General features: G+C 70.7%; 14 protein-coding genes. 4 read left to right on the top strand and 10 right to left on the bottom strand.

The window, feature by feature from the left end:
* Positions 1-26: 26 nt before the first annotated feature.
* From ACF1CT_RS33765 to eccE, 4 genes are all read right to left on the bottom strand, one after another.
* Positions 27-1,910, bottom strand: coding sequence for an ABC transporter substrate-binding protein (locus tag ACF1CT_RS33765; RefSeq protein ID WP_391787837.1), 1,884 nt, complete (start codon positions 1,908-1,910; stop codon positions 27-29).
* 197 nt (positions 1,911-2,107) lie between these two features.
* On the bottom strand, positions 2,108-4,888 hold the full coding sequence (locus ACF1CT_RS33770; protein ID WP_391787838.1) for an SCO5717 family growth-regulating ATPase: 2,781 nt from the start codon (positions 4,886-4,888) through the stop codon (positions 2,108-2,110).
* 319 nt (positions 4,889-5,207) lie between these two features.
* Positions 5,208-5,930, bottom strand: a complete 723-nt coding sequence (locus tag ACF1CT_RS33775; protein ID WP_391787839.1) for a hypothetical protein — start codon at positions 5,928-5,930, stop codon at positions 5,208-5,210.
* Positions 5,930-7,264, bottom strand: a complete 1,335-nt coding sequence (gene eccE, locus ACF1CT_RS33780) for a type VII secretion protein EccE (RefSeq protein ID WP_391787840.1) — start codon at positions 7,262-7,264, stop codon at positions 5,930-5,932. The genes ACF1CT_RS33775 and eccE overlap by 1 nt, the downstream gene beginning before the upstream one ends.
* Positions 7,265-7,488: 224 nt before the next feature.
* Here eccE and eccB point away from each other — a divergent pair, with 224 nt between their 5' ends.
* The 4 genes from eccB (at position 7,489) to ACF1CT_RS33800 (ending at position 11,293) form a co-directional block, all read left to right on the top strand.
* Complete coding sequence (gene eccB, locus ACF1CT_RS33785) at positions 7,489-9,036, top strand: type VII secretion protein EccB (protein ID WP_391787841.1); 1,548 nt, start codon at positions 7,489-7,491, stop codon at positions 9,034-9,036.
* A 47-nt stretch (positions 9,037-9,083) separates the two neighbouring features.
* On the top strand, positions 9,084-10,316 hold the full coding sequence (gene mycP, locus ACF1CT_RS33790) for a type VII secretion-associated serine protease mycosin (protein ID WP_391787842.1): 1,233 nt from the start codon (positions 9,084-9,086) through the stop codon (positions 10,314-10,316).
* Positions 10,317-10,575: 259 nt separating this feature from the next.
* Positions 10,576-10,935, top strand: a complete 360-nt coding sequence (locus ACF1CT_RS33795) for a hypothetical protein (RefSeq protein ID WP_391787843.1) — start codon at positions 10,576-10,578, stop codon at positions 10,933-10,935.
* Between the two features lie 52 nt (positions 10,936-10,987).
* Positions 10,988-11,293, top strand: coding sequence for a WXG100 family type VII secretion target (locus tag ACF1CT_RS33800; protein ID WP_391787844.1), 306 nt, complete (start codon positions 10,988-10,990; stop codon positions 11,291-11,293).
* An 87-nt stretch (positions 11,294-11,380) separates the two neighbouring features.
* Here ACF1CT_RS33800 and ACF1CT_RS33805 read toward each other — a convergent pair whose 3' ends face one another.
* The 6 genes from ACF1CT_RS33805 to eccCa form a co-directional block, all read right to left on the bottom strand.
* On the bottom strand, positions 11,381-11,614 hold the full coding sequence (locus ACF1CT_RS33805; RefSeq protein WP_391787845.1) for a DUF397 domain-containing protein: 234 nt from the start codon (positions 11,612-11,614) through the stop codon (positions 11,381-11,383).
* Between the two features lie 306 nt (positions 11,615-11,920).
* On the bottom strand, positions 11,921-12,910 hold the full coding sequence (locus ACF1CT_RS33810) for a hypothetical protein (protein WP_391787846.1): 990 nt from the start codon (positions 12,908-12,910) through the stop codon (positions 11,921-11,923).
* Between the two features lie 63 nt (positions 12,911-12,973).
* Entirely contained in the window at positions 12,974-15,280 is a 2,307-nt protein-coding gene (locus ACF1CT_RS33815) for a hypothetical protein (protein ID WP_391787847.1), read from the bottom strand.
* Positions 15,281-15,315: 35 nt separating this feature from the next.
* Positions 15,316-16,014, bottom strand: coding sequence for a hypothetical protein (locus ACF1CT_RS33820; RefSeq protein WP_391787848.1), 699 nt, complete (start codon positions 16,012-16,014; stop codon positions 15,316-15,318).
* A gap of 149 nt (positions 16,015-16,163) precedes the next feature.
* The gene (locus tag ACF1CT_RS33825; protein WP_391787849.1) at positions 16,164-16,631 is read right to left on the bottom strand and encodes a hypothetical protein; all 468 of its coding nucleotides are present in this window, start codon (positions 16,629-16,631) and stop codon (positions 16,164-16,166) included.
* Positions 16,632-16,765: 134 nt separating this feature from the next.
* Positions 16,766-20,725, bottom strand: a complete 3,960-nt coding sequence (gene eccCa / locus ACF1CT_RS33830) for a type VII secretion protein EccCa (protein ID WP_391787850.1) — start codon at positions 20,723-20,725, stop codon at positions 16,766-16,768.
* Positions 20,726-20,806: the final 81 nt, after the last annotated feature.

Consider the following 20,806-nt stretch of genomic DNA (forward strand, 5'->3'; position numbering starts at 1 on the left):
TCCGCCCCTCCGCGCTCCCCGGGGCGTCACTCGCGGTCGTCCGCGGTGGTGCGGCGGCGCCTGGCGAGGAGCAGTCCGCCCCCGGCGAGCACGACGACCACCGCGACGATGCCGATGACGACACCGGTGGAGCCGGAGTCCGACCCGGAGCCGCCCGCCCCGTTCGCACCGTCGTCGCCCGCCGGAACGGCCGACCACCAACTCCAGTACCCGTCCTGGCCGTAGATGTTGCCCGCGGCCTCCGGCATGGTGGTGATGGACTTGATCTGGTCGGTGCGGTACGCCTCGACCGCGTTGGGGTACGCGATGACGCTCATGTACCCGGAGTCGTACAGCCACGACTGCATCTGCTTGACCAGGTCCGCGCGCTTGGCCGGGTCGTACTCGGCGAGCTGCTTGCGGTAGAGCTCGTCGTAGGTCTTGTCGCAGATGAAGTTGTCGGTGGTGGCGCTCTCCTTGGCCTTGACGGGCAGCGCCGCGCAGGTGTGGATGCCGAGGACGAAGTCGGGGTCCGGGTTGACGGACCAGCCGTCGAAGGCGAGGTCGTACTCACCGGCGTACCAGGGCACGGAGACGTCGTCGCGGCAGTCGACCTTGAGACCGATGCCGAGCTTGCCCCACCACTCCTTGAGGTACTTCCCGATCGCCTTGTCGTTCGGGTCCGTGGCGTGGCAGAGGATGCGCAGGTCGAGCGGTTTGCCGTCCTTGCCGACCCGCTTTCCGTCCTTGAGCGGGTATCCGGCCTCGTCGAGGAGGCTCGCGGCCCTTGCCGGGTCGTGGGCGAGGGCCTGCTCGGCGGAGGGCTGCCAGTGGTACTCGGGGAAGCGCGGCGGGATGTAGCCCTGGCCCTCGACCGCGTGGCCCTGGAAGACCTTGTCGATGAGGGCCTTGCGGTCGATGGACAGGAAGAGGGCCTGGCGGACCTTCTGGTCGAGCAGGGCCGGGTTGCCGTCGCCGAACTTCTTGCGGTCCTTGGTCTGGGCCCCGGGGTTGACGGCCAGCGCGAAGAAGCGGCGGCCGGGTCCCTCATTGACCTTGACGTTCTTCTCGCCCTTGAGGGAGGCGGCCTGGGCGGGCGTCAGCGCGGGGGAGCCGGCGACGAAGGAGACCTCGCCCTTGCGCAGCGCGGCGACCGCGGCGTCCTGGTCCTTGTACGTCTTGAAGACCACCTCGTCGAACTTCGGCTTCCCGCGCCAGTAGTCCTTGTTGGCCTTGAGCTTCACGTACTGGTCGACCTTGTAGTCGGTCAGGACGAACGGACCGTTGCCGACGATCGGGAACGTCGTGTCGTTGTTGAACTTGGAGAGGTCGCCGGCCTTCTCCCAGACGTGCTTCGGGACGATCGGCACGTCGAGCGCGGCCATGGTGGCCTGCGGCTCCTTCAGCTCGACGACCAGCTCGGTCGGGCTGAGGGCCGTCACCTTCCTGAAGTTGGTGACGAAGCCGCCGTTTGCCTGCGCGGCGCCCTCGTCGGTCATCATCGTGTTGAACGTCCAGGCCGCGTCCTCGGCGGTGACCGGCTGTCCGTCCGTCCACTTGGAGTCGGAGCGGATGGTGTACGTCCAGGTCAGCTTGTCCGGGGAGGGCTCCCACTTGGTGGCGAGCGCGGGGATCGGGTGGCTGTCCTTGACGTCGTAGTTCGTCAGGAAGTCGTACATGAGCCGGGAGACGCTGGTGCTGAGCAGCTTCTGCGCCAGGAACGGGCTCAGGGAGTCGACGCTCTGGGCGACGGCGACGGTCAGTGTGGACGTGCCGCTGTCGGCGGCCCGCGCCTGCTGCGGTGCGGCGCCGAGAGACGCCCCCGGGACGACGGAACCCGCGGTCAGCGCCAGGGCGGCGGCGCCGGAGGCGAGCAGAACACGCAGGCGTGGGCGTGACGGCGTGGAGCGTGGTGGAACTCTTTCGACCATGGTCAGGGACCTCGCGTCAGGACTCGCACGGAGAAGGCGGGTTGAGCTCTGGTTCGCCAGCTGGTGAAGCGAAGGTTTATCAGCGGTGGTCGAGCCGCGTCAACGGTCGTCGAAACGGCGTGTGGTCTGCGGGAATGCCGGAAGGACCCGCACCGCGGAGGCGGTACGGGTCCTCATTGGTTCAGACCTCTGATGCCCTACTGCTGAGGCGCTGACGGCGGTTGCTGCGGCCAGCCGCCCTGTTGCGCGCCGGGGCCGGGCTGCGGCGGATACGGCTGCTGCGGCTGACCGCCGTACGGCTGCTGGGGCTGCTGAGGGTACGGCGGTTGCGGCGACTGCTGCCCCGGCTGCTGCGGGTACGCCTGTTGCTGTCCCGGCTGCTCCGGGTAGGGCGCTTGCTGTCCCGGCTGCTGCGGTGCGTACTGCTGCTGTCCGGGCATCGGCGGGGCGTACTGGGGCGGCGGGGTGGAGCCGTTCGCGGTCCAGAGCCCCTGCTGCTGCTGGGCGCGGGCGAAGTCCTCGGCGACCATCGCGGAGAGGTTGAAGTACGCGTCGCGGGTCTTGGGGCGCATCATGTCGAGGTCGACCTCGGCCCCGGCGGCCAGGTGCTCGTCGAACGGGACGACGACGACACCCCGGCAGCGGGTCTCGAAGTGCTGCACGATGTCGTCGACCTTGATCATCTTGCCCGTCTCGCGGACACCGGAGATGACCGTGATGGAGCGCTGGACCAGCTCCGCGTACCCGTGCGCCGACAGCCAGTCGAGTGTGGTGGACGCGCTGGAGGCGCCGTCGACCGACGGCGTCGAGATGATGATCAGCTGGTCGGCGAGGTCCAGCACTCCGCGCATCGCGCTGTAGAGCAGGCCGGTGCCCGAGTCGGTGAGGATGATCGGGTACTGCTTGCCGAGCACGTCGATCGCGCGCCGGTAGTCCTCGTCGTTGAACGTCGTGGAGACCGCCGGGTCCACGTCGTTGGCGATGATCTCCAGTCCGGAGGGCGCCTGCGAGGTGAAGCGGCGGATGTCCATGTACGAGTTCAGGTACGGGATCGCCTGGACCAGGTCGCGGATCGTGGCCCCGGTCTCGCGGCGCACCCGGCGCCCGAGGGTGCCGGCGTCGGGGTTGGCGTCGATGGCGAGGATCTTGTCCTGCCGTTCGGTGGCCAGGGTCGAGCCGAGGGCCGTGGTCGTCGTGGTCTTGCCGACGCCGCCCTTGAGACTGATCACCGCGATGCGGTAGCAGGACAGCACCGGTGTACGGATCAGCCCCAGCTTGCGCTGCCGCTCGGCCTCCTCCTTCTTGCCGCCCAGCTTGAAGCGGGACGCGGCGGACGGGGTGCGGCTGCTCTTCGCCTTCTGCTTGCCCCGCACCAGCCGGTCGGAGGAGAGCTCCACCGCCGCCGTGTACCCGAGCGGGGCGCCTGGCACGGAACGCTCGCGCTGGTCGTGGGTGACCGGGGACGGCCAGGCGGCTCCGGTACGCGGGTCGACGGGCTGCCCCGGCCCCTGCGGCTGCCCCGGTTCCTGCGGCTGCGGCGGTTGCTGCGGGTGCTGCTGCGCGGGCGGCAGCGGGACGGCCTGCGCGGGCGGCGGCGTGCCCTGGACCTGCTGCTGGGGAATGTGGGGAGGCTGAGGTGCCCCCGGCACCTGAGGCGGGTGAGGCATCTGGGGCGCCTGCGGAGGAACGCCTCCCTGCTGCGCGGGCCACTGCGGTGCCCCGGGCGCTTGAGGGACCTGAGGCGGAAGCGGCATCCCGGGTGTCTGGGGCTCCTGGGCCGCCTGAGGAGGCTGCGGTTGCTGCGGGAATCCGTAGCCGCCCTGCGCCGGGTACGGGGCCGGTGCCTGCTGGGCCGGGGGAGCGGGTTGCTGCGGGAATCCGTAGCCGCCCTGCGGCGGAGGCGGGACCTGGCCCGCACCGGCCTGCGGGAATCCGTAGCCGCCGGGGCCCTGCGGCGTCTGCCCCGAAGCGGGCCACTGGGGTGCGGACTGCGGTGCGTGGGGCTGCGGTGTCGCGGGCTGGAAGGTGGGCGGCAGCGGCGGCAGACCACCCTGAGGAGGGGCGGGCGCCCAGGACATGGGCGCGGGCGCGGGTGCGTCCGGGGCCGCGCCCGCGGGCGGTGTGTCCTGGGGCTCCGTCGGCGCGACGGCGTCGGACGGTGCGGCGTCCGCCGTCCCCTCCGGGGCGCCGTCCGTGGCCGCGTCGCCGTCCGCCGGGACGGCTGCGGAAGTGTCCGCGGCGGCGTTCGCACCGGCGGCGTTCGCACCGGCGGCGTTCGCACCGGCGGACGTACCGGGGGCAGACGTGTCGGTGACGTCCGTGCCGGGGGCGACCGGTGCGTCGGCGGCCGACCCCGCCGAACCGGAGAGGGCGGGACGGGCGCCGGAACCGTCGCCGCCGGTGCCGGTCTCCTCGGTGGAACCCGCTTCGGCATCGGCGACGACTCCGGTGCCGGTGACCGCGGACGGCGAAACGGGGGCCGAGCCGTCCCCGTCCCCCTGCCGCGACGCCTCCTCGTGTTCGGCGATCTCCTGCTTCAACGCGGCAGGCGAGAACCGCATGGTCGCGCCGCTCTCCACATCGCCGCCCCCGAACGGCTCCGCCGCCCCGTCCGCAGTTCCCTCCGCCGTGTCCCGCGCGGCGGCGGGGGCGGGGGGACGGACCGGGTCGGCGGCCGTGACGGGAGCCGGGACGGGAGCCGGGTCCGGCGCCGATGGCGGCACGGGGGCCCAGTCGCGCTCGAAACCACTTCCGGCCGGCGGCGCGGGCAGGGAGAGCGGCGCCCCACTGGGCGGAGGAGGCGGCGCGAGATGTGTTCCGGCGCCGCCCGACGAGTCCCCCGGCGCGTTCTGCGTGTACCAGGCGGGCGGGGTGTAGTCGATGGTGAACTCACCCGTCATCTCGGCGGGCTCCGCGTCGGACGACTCGTCGACGGGCTTGTCCCAGCCCCCGCGGATCTCGTCCCGATCGCCGTTCACTTTGCCTCCTGGTGTGGTCGAGCACCCTTGTGCCTTGATGGGTGGGGGCGACCGTTTCCGTCCTGCCGAGCGCCCGGCTCTCCCCCTGGGGCGCGCATCGCCTGCCCGCAGGTTCTTCTGCCGCGCCCGGACCCACCCTAATCGTCATGGGGCTCCCTCCGGCAGGCCGTACGCCACCGCAAGAATTGTCCCGTGTGTTACGCGAGGCCACACAAGCGGACCGAGTGCGACACAGCACGAAGGGCGAACCGGTCAAAGATGTACATCTGCTGACGGAACGCTGAACTCTCCATGCGGAACGGGGAGATGGGCCGGGGCGTCAGTCCATCCGGCGCGCGCCACCGAGCAGACCGGTCTCGGCATCGGTCGCCTGAGTCATCACGAACTGCCGGTCGCGGTCCGAGCACCAGAGAGTCACCCCGTCCGCCAGGGTCGACAACGCCTGCGTCTCGGCGTCCGGAAGGTTCAGTATCCGGCCGATCTGCGCGGCTTCGTCGGGAGACACCCGTTGCACACCGACCAGGGACGACTTCTCCATCAACCTCGGTGCCACCGGGCTCAGGTAGGGCAGGAGAGTCAGCACCGACTGCCAGGGACCGGACACCACCCGCCCGCGCGGCGGGCGCATGCCGCAGTCGCGCACCACGACCACCGGTGAACCCGCCGACGGCCCCTGCGGCGGCACCCTTCCCACGTCGTGCAGGGTGACGCACGGCTGACCGCCCCCCGCGGCGTGCGCGAGCGCCGTCCACGCCTGGCCCCGCCCCGTCTCCACGACGATCCGGGCCCCGGTCGCCGCCGCCCGCAGCGCGAGCACCTGCGCCGTCCACAACCCGCCGATCAGTGTCACCTCGTACGGGGTCGGCCGGTTGACACCGAGCACGGCGGGACGACTCCTGGCGTCCACACCGATCACCACGCCGTCGTCCCCGACCGGCAGCGCGAGCGAGGCCAACTGGTCGAGCGGCACCGTCTGCCGTCCGCGACGCGGGCCGATCAGACCGAAACCGAGTCGGGCGCGAGCACCCGTGAATGCGGACATCAGCGCGTACCCCCGAGCGGCAGTGTGGCGAGAACCCCGGGCAGCTGCTCGCGGTCGAGGCGGACCAGCGAGGCCTTCACGCCCCGGGCGGCGCGCTCCAACTCATGGCGCGCGCCCAGCAGTTCCTCGTCGCTGCGCCCGGTGATCCGGATGTGTCCGGCGATGGAGGCCCCCTGTCGCTCGCCGTGTCCCAGGGTGAGGCTGAACGTGGTGGCGAGGGCCGGCATGGAGGTGAGCAGGGCGACGAACTGCGGCATCGCCGCTCCGCCGTTGCCTCCGAACTGGGGCCAGCGCGCCACCCAGTAGGTGGTGTGCCGGCGGTCGTCGCAACGCCAGGTGCGGGACGTCTCCTCGGTGCGTCGCGCCGGTGTCCCGTTCCGGCCCGCCTGCGCCATGGCCGACGCGCTGGCGCAGACCGAGGTCGCGATCGCGGACGTCAGCTCCTGCTCGGTCAGCACCGTCGCGCGGAAACCGGCCCCGGCCAGCCTGCTGGACAGCTGGTCCGCGGCCCGCACCACGCACTTCTGCGCACCGGCGAGGCCCCCGCCCCGCGCCCGCACCGCCTCCGGGCAGAGTTCCGGATCGAGTTTCAGCGCGATCCAGGTGATCCGTACGGCCGGTGAACCCGTCTGGGCCTGCAGCGGCGCGTAGTTGCGGGCGGCGACGGACTGCTGGGGCAGGTGCGGGGCGGGCGCCGGCTGGGTGTGCTGCACGATCTGCGCCGACTCCAGCCGGATGCCGTCGACTTCGAGCACGTCCCGGACGAGGGCCAGGGGCAGCGGCCGGGCGGACCGGTCGGGCCGGAGCGCGGAGTCGTCGGGTTCCACCCGCAGGACGGCGGTGACGAACGTGCCGTCACCGATCATGCCCACCGGCCGCCGGTCGCGGTCGCTGAACGCGTAGGTGCGCAGGGCGGGGTCGCACTCCACGACGGGTGCGATGCCCGGCTCCGTGCCCGGGGGCAGTTCGAAGGAGTTGGCCCTGCGCGCACGCGTGCGCAACGCGAGAACCGTGCTCAGCCACTCGGGGAGCGAGCGGCGGTGTCTGCGCACGACGGCCAGTGGCACCAGGAGCGCGGCTACCACACCGGCCGGGACGAGCAGCAGGGGCTCGATCACCCAGGCGGCGAGCAGCAGTGCCGCCGCGATCTCCAGCAGGACGAACTGTTGCAATCGGAATGAGCCGAACTGTCCGGTCGGGCCGCTCCGTCGGGCGGCGGCCGCTTCGTCGGACCCTCGTGAGGAGCGGCGGGAGGACGGTCGGCCCCCGGTCGGGGGGGCCGCGGCGGTGCGCGTGTTCCCGGCCGGACGCGTCGATGTAGCGGAAGCCGTCATTCCGGCATTCCCCCCGTTCATCAGTCCCCAACTCCACCCGTATTCCGCCTGTCCCGAACGGGCTCCGGCGGCTGGATCACCCTACCCGCCCCATCGCCGCCGACGGCCAGCAGGCATAGTAGGGGGCCGGTCCGGCACCGAGGTCCGGCGTCGCGGGCCCGGCACGGGCCCGGGGACGCGATCGCCCCGGTGTCGCGCGGGGAGACACGGGAGAAAAGCGACTCATGGCATCACGGCGGGATGAGCTCAACGCATACACCTTTGCGAAGAAACGCACGGTGGCGGCATTCCTCCAGCCCTCGGCCACCGGCTCCGACGAGGGCGCTCCGCGACCGCTGCGCGCGGTCCTGCCGAGTGTCGTCGTCGGCGCGCTGGTCGTCGCGGGCTTCGGCGCGTTCGGCATGTTCAAGCCCACCGCGCCCAAGGACTGGGACAAGCCCGGCACCAAGGTGATCGTCGGCAAGAAGTCGACGACCCGCTACGTGGTGCTCACCACCGGCAAGGGCAAGCAGAAGAAGACGCTGCTGCACCCGGTGCTGAACCTCGCCTCCGCCCGACTGCTCCTCAACCCGCAGGACTACGACGTCATCCAGGTCGCCGACGACGTCCTGGACGCGGGCAAGCCGCCGCGCGGGCCGATCCTCGGCATCCCGTACGCCCCCGAGCGACTGCCCGACGCGAAGGACGCGGGGACGGCCAAGCGTTGGGCCGTCTGCGTACAGCCCGGCGGCAAGGGCAACTCCGTGCAGAAGGCCACGTTCGTCTTCGGCGCGCGCGACGACAAGCTGACCGAGGGCAGGAGCAGGCTCTCCGGCGGTCAGGCGCTCTACGTCCAGGGCCAGGACCACACCCGCTACCTCGTCGACGCGCAGGGCACCAAGTACCGCATCGACGAGACGGCGGCCGACAACGGTCATCTGACCAACGCACTGGTCGGCAGCAGGCAGCCGCAGTCCGTCACCGACGACTGGCTGGCCACCCTTCACGACGGCAGCCCGATCGTCTTCCCGAGGATCCCGGGCGACGTCGGCGCCCCCGCGGGCGTCGAGGGCCAGTTGTCCGGCGACGAGAACAAGATCGGTATGGTCCTGCGGACCAAGACCGGCGAGGGCACCCGTTACTACGTCGTCCTCGACAAAAAGGTGCAGCCCGTCTCCGAGTTCACCGCCTGGCTGCTCATCAACTCGCCGCAGACGGCGGATCTCGACCTGGAGAGCGAGGCGCGCGCCGTCGGCCTGCAGAACTTCGTGCCCGACCCCGAGACCTTCGCCGGTCAGGCCGCGCACTGGCCGGCCCGCAAGGCCGTCCAGGTGAACGCGACCGACGGCGGCGCCGCCCGCGACACCATCTGCAACGTGCTGCGCAAGGTCGACGGATCCGGCCGCACCACGCTGAGCACCTGGGCGGGCACCTCGTACCCGGCCACCATCAGCGCCGGGGGCACCAGCACGTACGTCACGCCCGGCAGCGGCCTGCTCTACACCCAGGTCCGGGGCCGGCAGACCAGCCCCGACGGCTCGCTCTTCCTGGTCACCGACACCGGACTGCGCTACGCGGTCCAGGCGAACGGCGACAGCGACGCGCAGCGCTCCGACATCGGCACCGGCGACGAGCAGAAGCAGTCGGACGGGCGCCCCGAGCCCAGCCAGGCGCAGAGCCGGCTCGGCTACGAGAAGGTGGCTCCCGCCCTGGTGCCGATCGTCTGGTCGGAGTTCCTGTCCAAGGGGCCCCGGCTCGACACCAACAGCGCCCGCCAGCCCCAGGGTTCATGACGTCCCGGGGCGTCGTGCGCATCGAGGGAACCGGGGGAGAGGGAGAGATGTCGTACCGCAGGAAGGGCCTGTCGGCCGCGATCGTCGCCGCGGCGACCGCACTGACCGCGTGGACGGTGCCCCCGGTCGCGCACGCCGAGGGCACCGAGGGCCCCGGCAGCGGCGTGAAGACAGACGGCAGCGGCGAGTGCACCTTCCCGATGAAGCAGCAGTACGAGGGGCGGCCCTGGTCCCTGCAACGCGTCCTGCTGGACGAACTGTGGCAGGACACCAAGGGCAAGGGGGTGCGCGTCGCCGTCATCGACACCGGTGTGGACAAGGCCAACCCACAGCTCAGGACGGCCGTCGACACCTCGGCGGGAACCGACCTCCTCAAGGGCGGCAAGGGCGACGGGACGACCGACGAGGTGGGCCACGGCACCAAGGTCGCCGGCATCATCGCCGCCCGCCCCCGCAAGGGCACCGGCTTCGTCGGACTGGCCCCCGAGGCCACCATCATCCCGATCCGCCAGAACGACGAGAAGAACAGCGGCAAGGACACCACCATGGCCACCGCGATCGACCACGCGATCGCCAAGGAGGCCGACGTCATCAACATCTCGCAGGACACCACGAAGCCGCTGACCGAGACGTCGCCGCTGGGCAGGGCCGTGGCCCGGGCGCTCGCCAAGGAGATCGTGGTGGTGGCCTCCGCGGGCAACGACGGCATGGACGGCAAGCTGAAGCGCACCTATCCCGCCGCGTTCGACGGGGTCCTCGCCGTCGCCTCCTCCGACCGCAACAACGAACGCGCCCCCTTCTCCCAGGCCGGCGACTTCGTCGGGGTCGCCGCACCCGGCGTCGACATCGTCTCCACCGTCCCCGGCAACGGCCAGTGCACCGACAACGGCACAAGTTTCTCCGCCCCGTACGTCGCCGGGGTCGCCGCACTGCTGCGCGCCAAGTACCCGAAGTGGACGGCGTCCCAGATCGTGGCCCGGATCGAGCAGACCGCCGAACGCTCGATCGCCGGTCACGACGCGTTCGTCGGCTGGGGTGTTGTCGACCCGGTCCGCGCCGTGACCAGCGACGACGGCCCGCAGGCGGCCCCGCACGCCGACCCGGCGCCGCCACCGGCCCCGGCACCCGAACCTGCCCAGTTCTCCCTTTCGGAGACCGGACAGGAACGCAGCGAGCGGTACGCCACCTACGTGCTGGCCGTGGCGGCCGTACTGGTCAGTGTGATCGCCGGGACCGCGACCGTGCTGCGGGATGCCCGCCGCAGACGCGCCCGGGGATGACACGCCCGTCCGCCGGGCCGCTTTCCTCCCGGGAACCACAGTTGGGGTGAGCGGTCGAATTGACTAGGGTGGTAGCGAACTTCACGTGTGTGACGGGGGAACGAGAAGTGGCCGAGTCCGATTTCGGAGCGCGGAAATGCCGACGGTGCGCTACCCGGCCCCGCGCTCTCCCCACTCCTTTGCCGGAGCACACGGGGGACAGGAAGGGTCCGGCCGCATGGTGCGGACGGGCCAGGGAACTGAGAGATAGGACCTCCGGATGACCAACCCCGCAGGCGGCTTCGGACTTGCCGACGATCCGATCGTCCAGGCGAAGAACAAGATCGTCGAGACCGGCCAAGCCGTCTCCCGCCAGTCCCGGGAACTCGCCGACATCCTCGCCACGGTCGGCGCCGGATGGACCGGTGTCGGTGCCTCGGGATTCACCTCCGCGCAGCTGATGATCAACGAGGACCACGACACGATCCGTCGGCTCCTCAACGTCCTGCACAACGCGGTGGACAGCACCAAGAACCTCAGCAACGCCAACGACGAGGACGTCCGTGCGGCCTTCAACCGGGTCAAGGAGGGTGCGTCCGGCGCCGGCGCAGGCAACACCTCCGGCCTGAACAACGTCTGAACCGCCGCACGCACCCCGCTTCCGCACACGCTGAGCACCGAGGAGAAGAACCATGGGCCACGACCCGAACACCAAGGTCAGGTACGAGAGCGTCCAGGAGATCGCGAACCGCGTTCGCCAGGTGTCGCAGAACATCGTCAAGGACCTGACGGAGATGGACGCCGCGCTCAAGGTCGTCACCGACACCTGGGACGGTGAGGCGCACGGCGAGTACGTAGCCCTGCAGAGGAAGTACAAGGGCCGGGCGGAACACATGAGGGACCGTCTGGCGGAGGTGGCGAAGATCATCGAGTCCGGCAAGGACAGCTACCGCGCCACCGACCTCAGGGCCTCGCGCGGATTCACCGAGGCGTTCTGACCCGCCCGGTACGTGCACGACAGGAGGGGAGCACCCGAACCGGGTGCTCCCCTCCTCGTGTCCTGGCGCGACGGTCGCCCGTCGCGTCTACTCCAGGTCGAACTCGCCGTCCCGCGCGCCCAGGACGAAGGCCCGCCACTCCGCCTCGGTGTACCGCAGCACGGTGTCGGGGTCGAGCGAGGACCGCATCGCCACCGCGCCGCCCGGCAGGTGCGCGATCTCGACACGCTCCTCGGCCTCCTCGGTGCCGGGCGCGCCCAGCCATTCGACGCCCGAGATGTCGAGTGCGTAGAGCTCGTCCTTTTCCTGCTGAGTGCCCATCAGGTGCCTTTCCTCTCCTGCGGCGGAACGTGTTCTTCGCCCCGCGCAGACTATCGCCCGCCGGGCCGGGCCGGGGGCCACGATGGACAGGTGCGCTGCGGCGGTGCTAGGCCGTGTCCGACCATTCCGCGTGGATCAGCGGGCGTCGTCCTGTGCGGTGCGTCGCAAGGCGCCGGGAAGTCCTTGTAGCGGAGCTACCAGGGCCTTTCGGTAACGCGGCGAGGTCCCGTGCGGGGCGGCGCCCGCCCGCGTGGAATGGTCAGACACGGCCCAGTCGCCCGGCCCGCACGCCGGGGTGACGGGTCGTCAGAGCTCTTGCAGCCGGTAGGCGAACCACTGGTACCGGTCCTGACCGGTACGGCGGCAGTGCTCCTCCACCGGTTTCGCCCGGCCGCGGTCCATCCCCACCGCCCCGGCCCAGGTGGTGAACATGAACGTGCTCTGCTCACGGAGGTGGTCTGTCCGCTTCTCGGCCGGCACCGATGCCAGCGACGCCCGCCATTCCTCGGCGATGCGGTCGGACAGCGCGGACCGGGGGACCGCCGCCCCGGGGCGGCGCAGGGCAGCGTACACCGCGTCCTCCCACTGCGCTGAGGCGGACGCTCCCTTGTCCCGCACCACGTCGGCCGCGACAGCGTCGTAGCCGGCGAGGGCCGACGCGTTGACGACCGGTGCCGTCAGGGCGCTGTCGCTCACCTTGCCGGTCAGTTGTCCGAGCTGCGTCGCCGCCCATTGGGTCTGGGCGTCACGCAGGGCTGCGTACGCCGCCGGTTCCTCCGAGACGGCCCGCAGTACGCGGACGAGGTCGTTCTGGGAAACCGAGAAGTGGTAGCCGGTTTCGTCCTCCCAGGCGGGGCTGTCCGGGAAGACCTTCCGAACGTAGTCGGAGTCGGTGCCCTCCAGGATCTCCTGGGTGTCGTTCGCGTAGCCCGCCAGGGATTCGGCGAGCGGCAGCCGGATTTCCGCGGCGAGGGGCCGGTCGTCTTCGGTGAGGGTGTCGTTCACCGCGAGCAGGATCTTCCTCATGCTCTCGGCCCGGGCCCGTGTGTGCGGCGCGGTTCCTCCGGTGGTGACCCGCATCGCGGTGCCCAGATCCGCGCAGCTCATGTTCGTCGAGTGGTGCGACCCGAGCGCGGACTCGACACGATCGTCCTTGACGAGGGCGTCGCAGTCGGCCGGTCGCTCCCGCCCGAGCAGGAACCACGCCCCCCCGGCCAGGACGACGGCGAGCAGGGCAGCGGTGACCGCGTACAGAGGGCGGCGACTGCGCCGCTTGTCGGTGGGCGGTTCGGACATGGGATGTTCCTCCGCGGCAGGTGGGAGCGACCGGCGGGGCCGGGGACGTGTTGCTCGGGGCGGTCAGTTGGTGGTGTCGGTCAGGTACTTGTGGGCCTGGGTGCTGCCGGTCGTCCGCCCGTTGAGCATGAGCCGGTTAAGCGTCCTGAGTTTCGCCTTGCCGTCATCGGTGTTCGTGTCGATGTCGTCACGCCCCACGGCCCAGCCGTCGAGGGTCTCGTTGACCTGCATGGACGCATCGAGATACTCGTCCGCGATCGCGGCGTTCGCCTTGACGTCGGCCTCGCCCTTCATCTGGTTGCCCCATTCCCAGGCCCAGGTGTCCACGCCGCGCTGAATCGCGTCACCGATGGGAAGGGCCCTTCCGCCGATCGGCAGGGTGAGGGGTGTGACGGCCCCGCCGACCACGTGGTAGGCCATCTTCGACTTCCAGTCGGCCTTGCTGTACTCGCTCATCCGCTCGTCGTTGATCACGTCCTCGCGAATCGCCGAGTACGCGCCGAGGACCGCACCCGCGTCGCCGAGGCTGCCGCTGTGGTCGAAGTCCGTCTTCCCGTTCGGGATGTCGTCCAGCAGGGCGTTGAGGTGACGTGCCTCGGCCTTGTGGAGCGCGCCATAGGCGTTCGGGTCGTCGGAGAGCCCGCGCATCACCTGGATGAGATCCTTCGACGTGGCCGAGAGGTGGCCCCGGCCGTTCTCGTCGACGAAGTAACCCTCGGCCCGGTTGTGGATGTAGTCGCCCGACGTCTCGCTGATGATCTCGTGGGTGTCGGAGGCGTATTCGCCAAGGGCGTTGGCGAGGGGCAGTTGCAGGTTCTTCGGCACGGACGCCTCGGTGCCCTTCTCCGGCGTGAACTGCTCCAGGATGCCGTTCATGACCCGCGCCTGCGACTCGTTGTGCTCGGCCTCCGGCCACGGGTCCTGCCCGGGGCCCAGCGGCACATGGCCGGTGGCCGCGGCTTCGAGCGCGGCGCCGAGCCCCACGCGGCTCATCGGATCGTCCATCGTGGTCACGGTCATGCCGGTGATGGTGTGCCGCGGCCAGGTGCGGGAGTCGTCGCCGCTGCCCGCCAGGTATTTCAGGTGGTCGTTGCCGACATGGTTCGGCTCCGTCCCGTTGCCGTCCGGGTCGAAGAAGGCGGTGGCGGCGTCGGGGTTCCTGCTCATCACGCTCATCAGACCGTCGACGGCATCCGTCTGGATCCCGTCGTGACCGGGGCCCCACTTCTGGAAGATGCCGCTGTGGTCCTTCTCCGCCTGGATGAGCTTGTCGCCCATCTCGTAGAGGAACTGGTCGTCGAACTTCGTGTCGCCCCGCTGCATCATGCTGACGAAGGTCTGGTAGCCGTACAACGGGTTCGTGTTCTTCCCGTAGTTGTGCGTCCCCGACTCGTGCAGGTCCTTGGTGAACTCGCGGTAGAACCTGCCGTCTTCGCTGTTGACCCACTTCTTGAACGCGGCCGATCCGGGCGGGGCGTCCTTGACGCTGCCGGGCACCCTGGTCGCTGTGGCGACCGTGTTCGCGAGGTTCTTCTCGATCTCCAGGTACTGGCCCTTGTGCTTCTTGTCGGAGTCAAAGGCGCGGTCGTTGAGCCGGTTGGTGACCTTGATCAGACCGTCCGGTCCCAGGCTGTTCAGCAGCGTCTGCGAGAACGCCTTGTCGCCGTGGTTGTCCCGCACCGCGCGCTGGAACTCGGCGATCTCGGCGTCGGAGACCTTCTCGCCGTTGTTGAGCCGGGTGGCGATGTCCGCCGTGTTCTCCGCCTCGTACTTCTCGATGTCGCCGTACGCGTGATTGTTGAAGCCGACACCGAGGGTTTCGTCGTTCTTGTCGCCGTAGCCGTCCTTGGTCACCGCGTCGAGCGCGATCTTCGCCCCCCGGTCGGCGTCGTCCACCGCCTTGACACACGCGTCGATCGCCTCGGTCCAGGACGTGACGGCCTTGCTGACGCTCTGCGCGAAGTCCGGGTCGTGGTGCATGGCGGAACGCTCTCCCGGCGTGAGCTTGTCGTAGTCGTAACTGACCACTCCGCTCTCGGAGACGCGCATCCCCGCCTTGATGGCATCCGCCCGCTTGGACTCCAGGTTCTTCTTCAGCCGCACGAAGTCCTCGTGCGCGTCGCGCAGCAGCGACGCCATGGCCTTCGCCTCCGTCTGGGCGGCCGTGTACTCGTACTGGGTGGCGGCGAAGTTGGTGTGGGCGGTCTGGGCGCTCACACCCGCCCAGGACGAGCCGAGCGTGATCTTCTGGACGCTGTCCTTGTAGCGGTCCGCGACCTTCTTGATCTCCGCGGCCATTTCGTCCCACTTGCCCGCGGCCGTGGTCAGCCGACCGAGGTCGGTGGTCATCACGTCGTGATAGGTGAGCATCTGTGTCCCCCGTGGTTGTTCGGTTCGTCGTACCGTCAGGCGATCTGCGCGTGGAGCGCCCGGGCCAGCGCGTCGACCTGTCGCGCGGTGAGAGCGGTGCGCCCCGCGTCCCCGGCCGTCACCAGCAGGGCGGCGTCGCCGTCCCCCACGACTTTCAGCCGCACCGTGGCGCAGCCACCCGAATCGGTGCCCACCGGCTCACCCGGCCGCCCGGCCGAGGTGCGCTCCAGATACGAGGTGACGCTGTCCGGCGACAACCTTCCGGCGCTCATGATCACCGGTGCGAGCGCGGACTCGGCCCGGGGCTTCTCGGTGGCGACGGTGTGGACCTCGACGGCCTCGTCGTCGAGGTGGAAGAGACAGCTGACCAGGGCCCCGGGATTGACGGCGAACGCCCCACCGGCCTCGGCGGTGTGCCCGCTCTCCGCGGTGGCGGCCCTCGTGCCGGCGTCGCCGTCCGGCGCGCCGGTCCCCACCCGCCCGGACAGACCTGCCGCGTCGGCGGCCTTCTTCATGTCGTACGGGAGGGGACAGCGGTCCGCGCCGTCGGGACCGACGTCGTCCGCGACCGCGACCAGACCGTCGACGCTCAAGGGAACACCGGCCCTCCCGGCACCGCCGCCGCTCCCGGCCGCCGCTCCCGTGCCGTCCTGCCGCTCACCGCAGCCGGCCAGGAATGCCAGTACCAGCAGCGCGGCCGTGGCCGTGCCGAGTGCGCCTCGGGCCCGTTGCATGCTCCTCGAATCCTTTCCCCAGCACATCGTGACGTTTCCCGGACGGGCGCCACGGTGCGCGCACGCCCGCACCACCCGGGGTGCGACGGGGTCGGGCGCGCGACGCCGCGCGCCGCTTGCCACTCCGCCCCTCCCGGGCTCCGTCAGCCCTACAGCCCGTCGAGCCCGGAGGCGTACGGGCCGTACTGAGGCTTCAGCAACGGCGAGAACTGCGACTTGATCAGGTCGTCGTTACCGGCGAAGAGACCGGAGGCGCCGCGCAGCGCGCCCTTCTCCGTGGACAGCCGTCCCATCAGCACCTTGACCTGCTTGTCCCACGTCTCCATGACCTTCTTGATGCCGGCCCCGGTGTCCCATTCGGTGAACTCGCCGACGGCCGCCTTGGACGTCTCGTCCGCCCAGTCGGTGGCCTTCTTGGTGTTGGGCTCCAGCTCGGTCTCGATCGTGTTCGCCGCGGCCTTCTTCTCGGCAGGTGTCGACGCGAAGTCCTGGCCGCCGCCGAGACCGCCGGGACCACCGGCCGACGGGCCGTCACCCGTGCCGTTCAGCTGCGTGTGGGTGCCCTGCCGCGCCGCGGCCTGCCCGCGCAGCTGCGCCCATTCGTCGTCAAAGCCCATGAAGTCCCCCGAAACGGCGTCCGATGTTCCTGCGGTGATCCTCGGCCAATGGCCGAATGACGATCACACCATCCGACGCTATTACACCGCCACTCGTGTGGCAGGTCCGGGTGTTCGCCCCGGACCCCGCCCCGTCAGCGCTGCTCCGGCAGCCGTCCGATCTGCACCAGCGGGTTCCCCCGGCGCCGCGACGCGAAGTAGCCGCGCCCCGGGGGCATCGCGTGACCGCGCACCGAACCGATCAGGTCGCCCTCGCCGGGATCGCCGGACAGCACCACACCCTGCGCGCCCAGCTCCTTGATGCGCTGCATGAACCCCTCGTACATCGCCCGGGACGCCCCTGCCGAGTTGCGCGCGATGATGAAGCGGACCCCGGTGTCCCGGGCGAACGGCAGGTACTCCGCCAGCGGGGCCAGCGGGTTGCCCGAGCTCGTCGCCACCAGGTCGTAGTCGTCGACGACGATGAAGATCTGCGGACCACTCCACCAGCTGCGGTCGCGCAACTGCTGCGGCGTGACGTCCGTCGGCGGCTGCCGGCGCGCGAACACCCCGGCCAGCGCCTCCATGTGCATCTGCATCGAGCTCGCCATCGGCGCGTACTCCAGCAGATGGCTCTCCGGCAGCGCGCCCAGCAGCCCCCGCCGGTAGTCGCCGACGACGAGTTTCGCCTCGTCGGGAGAGTAGCGCTGCGCGATCTGCTGAGTGATCAGCCGCAGCAGGTTGGTCTTCCCCGACTCGCTCTCCCCGAAGACCAGGAAGAACGGATCGGTCTCGAAGTCGACGAACACCGGCTCCAGGGCGGCCTCGTCGATGCCGATGGCGATGCCGTGCTGCGGGAACTCGAAGCCCTTCGGCAGATGATCGGCCGGCAGCTTGCGCGGCAACAGCCGCACGGCCGGCGCGGCGGGACCCGCCCAGTTCGCCTTCACCGTCGAGACGAACGCGGCAGTGCCCTCGGAGAGGTCCGAGCCGTCGCCGGAGGAGTCGATGCGCGGCAGCGCGCCCATGAAGTGCAGCTTCTGCGGCACCTGCCCGCGCCCGGGAACCCCCGGGGGCACGTTGGCCGCCACCTTCCGGTCGAACTCGGAGTCCATGACGTCACCGAGCCGCAGCTCCAGCCTGCCGAGGATCTGGTCCTTCAGCGCCGCCCGCACCTCCATGTAGCGGGCGGCCGTGACCACGACGTGGATGCCGTAGCCGAGGCCGCGCGAGGCGATGTCGGTGACCACCTGCTCCAGCATCTCGTACTCGGACCGGAAGGCCCCCCAGCCGTCGACGATCAGGAAGACATCGCCCCAGGCCTCGCCGGGCAGCTCCCCCAGCGCGCGCTTGCGCCGGTAGGTGGTGATCGAGTCGATGGAGTGGGCGCGGAAGAACTCCTCGCGACGGTTCAGCACACCAGCGACCTCGGAGACCGTACGCCGCACCCGCTCCGGGTCCAGCCGGGACGCCATGCCGCCGACATGCGGCAGCTCCGCCAGCGAGACCAGACCGCCACCACCGAAGTCCAGACCGTAGAACTGCACCTCGCGCGGGGTGTGGGTGAGGGCGAACGACGAGATGAGCGTGCGCGCCAGCGTCGACTTCCCGGACTGCGGGCCGCCGACCACCAGCATGTGGCCCGCCGCACCGGAGAAGTCCGTGTACAGCACCTCGCGCCGCTGCTCGAAGGGCTTGTCGATCAGACCGAGCGGCACGGTCAGCCCGCCCGGACGCGTGTACTCCGTCGCCGTGAACCCGCGCTCCGCGGTCGGCGCGAGCCCCGGCAGCAACTGGTCCAGCGCGGGAGCCCGGTCCAGCGGCGGCAGCCACACCTGGTGCGCGGGCACCCCCTGCCCCTCCAGCCGGCGCACGATCACATCGAGCACCGTGTCCGCGAGCGCGTCGTCCTCCGCGCTCGTCCGGGCCGCCACCACATGCGCCGGGTCCGGGGCCGCGTACACCACCGGCACCGGAAGCGCGCTGAACACCGCGGCCCGCCGCTCGATCGCCAGCGCCCCCACCGACAGGTCGGGACCGCCCGTGCGATACGTCCCCGACACGTACGCCGCCTTGAACCGGGTCATCTCGTCCGTGCCGAACTTCAGATAACCGGAACCCGGCACCGACGGCAGGTGGTACGCGTCCGGCACCCCCAACGCCGTCCGCGACTCCGCCGCCGAGAACGTCCGCAGACCGATCCGGTACGACAGATACGTGTCCAGACCGCGCAGACGGCCCTCCTCCAGACGCTGCGAGGCGAGCAGCAGATGCACACCCAGCGAACGCCCGATGCGCCCGATCTGGATGAACATGTCGATGAAGTCGGGCTTGGCCGTGAGGAGTTCGGAGAACTCGTCGATGACCAGCACCAGCGAGGCCAGCGGCTCCAGCGCCGCGCCCGCCGCCCGCGCCTTCTCGTAGTCGTGGATGTTGGCGTAGTTGCCCGCCGACCGCAGCAGTTCCTGACGGCGCTGCAGCTCGCCGCGGATCGCGTCCCCCATGCGGTCGACCAGCGTCAGGTCGTCCGCCAGGTTGGTGATGACGGCCGCCACGTGCGGCATCTGCGACATCCCGGCGAACGTCGCACCACCCTTGAAGTCCGCGAGCACGAAGTTCAGCGTCTCCGAGGAGTGCGTGACCGCGAGCCCCAGCACCAGCGTCCGCAGCAGCTCCGACTTGCCGGAACCCGTCGCGCCGACACACAGCCCGTGCGGCCCCATGCCCTCCTGCGCGGCCTCCTTCAGGTCCAGCATCACCGGCTGGCCGTCCTCGCCGATCCCGATCGGCACCCGCAGCCGCTCGGCGACGGACCGGGGACGCCAGGTCCGCGCCACGTCGACCGAGTCCGCGTCACCCAGATTGAGCAGATCCGTGAAGTCCAGGTTGGCCAGCAGCGGTTCGTCGCCGTCGCCCCCGCCCATCCGCAGCGGCGCCAGCTGCCTGGCCAGTGCCTCGGCCGCGGGCAGCGAGATCCCGTCCGGCACCCCCTCGTACACCATCCCCGCGCCCGACTCCAACCGCAGCAGCCCCGGCCGGACCACCACCGACAGCCCGCCGCGCGGCTCGTCGAGCTCGCCCGGCACCACCTCGACGATCGTCACCCCCTGCAGGCCCTCGGCCGCCGCGAACAACGAGTCCGGCGGCACCAGCCCGCCGTCCAGCACGACCACGATGTGCGGCTGGTCCAGCAGCGGCTGGCTGTCCCGGCCGAACCGCGGACGTCCCTCCAGCCGGCCCGCCAACAACCGCTCCAGCTCACCCAGATCGTCCCCGAACAGCCGCTTCGTACCCGCCCCGTCGATCTGCCCCGGCACCTGGAGGTGCGGCAGCCACTTCGTCCACTCCCAGCGCTCCACCGCACCCGGCGCCGCCACCACGGCGACCACCAGGTCCTCGGCGGAGTGCAGCGTCACCAACTGCGCGACCAGCGCCCGCGCCGCGGACTGCGCCGTCTCCGGCCGGCCGGAGACCGTCACGTGGTAGAACGCCCGGACCGACACGGCCATCGGCAGTCCGTCCAACGATCCGTGCACGGCCAGGAACTGCTGCATCGCCCCCGCGCACATCGGCTCCAGCTCGTCCACCGGAGCGGTGTCCGGCGCGACCAGCGGGGTGGCCAGCTGCTGCACACCCAGACCGACCCGCACCTGTCCGAAGTCGTTGTCGCCGACGCGCCGTTCCCACACCCGGCTGCCCTCGGCCACCAGTGACCACAACTGCTCCGGGGCGGGCTGCAGATACAACTGGGCGTCCCGCTGCGCGCGGGCCGTCCGGCGCACCGCACGACGCGTCTGCGCCAGGTATTTGAGGTAGTCGCGCCGGACATCTGCCATTTGCCCCTGCGTACCCCGACGATGGCGGACCAGTTGCGCGACCACCATGCCCACCGTCGAGACGAGCATCAGCACACCCATGATCCGCATGAACGGAGGGGCCTGCGGCGAGAAGAAGAAGACCACCGACGACCCCATGCCGAGCACCGGCAGGATCTGCATCAGCATGCCCTCCTGCTGCCCTCGCGGCAGCTCGGGAGGCGACTCCAACGTCAACTCGTCCATGGGGACTTCCGGCGGCAGGGCGCGCGGAGGTCGTTTCACGACGATCTGGCTCACCGAAACATCAATCCTTCGGTACGGACGGGCGGAAGGCCGGCCGGATGTGCACCGAAGCCCCCGTGGCTTCTTCTGTCCGCG

The sequence above is a fragment of the Streptomyces sp. NPDC014734 genome (genome assembly GCF_043083325.1).
Lineage (GTDB): Bacteria > Actinomycetota > Actinomycetes > Streptomycetales > Streptomycetaceae > Streptomyces.

Bases quoted from the DNA above. Each gene is read 5' to 3' on its own strand.
- ACF1CT_RS33765 (WP_391787837.1), bottom strand. From the start codon at position 1,910: ATGGTCGAAAGAGTTCCACCACGCTCCACGCCGTCACGCCCACGCCTG.
- ACF1CT_RS33775 (WP_391787839.1), bottom strand. From the start codon at position 5,930: ATGTCCGCATTCACGGGTGCTCGCGCCCGACTCGGTTTCGGTCTGATC.
- eccE (WP_391787840.1), bottom strand. From the start codon at position 7,264: ATGACGGCTTCCGCTACATCGACGCGTCCGGCCGGGAACACGCGCACC.
- eccB (WP_391787841.1), top strand. From the start codon at position 7,489: ATGGCATCACGGCGGGATGAGCTCAACGCATACACCTTTGCGAAGAAA.
- mycP (WP_391787842.1), top strand. From the start codon at position 9,084: ATGTCGTACCGCAGGAAGGGCCTGTCGGCCGCGATCGTCGCCGCGGCG.
- ACF1CT_RS33795 (WP_391787843.1), top strand. From the start codon at position 10,576: ATGACCAACCCCGCAGGCGGCTTCGGACTTGCCGACGATCCGATCGTC.
- ACF1CT_RS33800 (WP_391787844.1), top strand. From the start codon at position 10,988: ATGGGCCACGACCCGAACACCAAGGTCAGGTACGAGAGCGTCCAGGAG.
- ACF1CT_RS33805 (WP_391787845.1), bottom strand. From the start codon at position 11,614: ATGGGCACTCAGCAGGAAAAGGACGAGCTCTACGCACTCGACATCTCG.
- ACF1CT_RS33810 (WP_391787846.1), bottom strand. From the start codon at position 12,910: ATGTCCGAACCGCCCACCGACAAGCGGCGCAGTCGCCGCCCTCTGTAC.
- ACF1CT_RS33815 (WP_391787847.1), bottom strand. From the start codon at position 15,280: ATGCTCACCTATCACGACGTGATGACCACCGACCTCGGTCGGCTGACC.
- ACF1CT_RS33820 (WP_391787848.1), bottom strand. From the start codon at position 16,014: ATGCAACGGGCCCGAGGCGCACTCGGCACGGCCACGGCCGCGCTGCTG.
- ACF1CT_RS33825 (WP_391787849.1), bottom strand. From the start codon at position 16,631: ATGGGCTTTGACGACGAATGGGCGCAGCTGCGCGGGCAGGCCGCGGCG.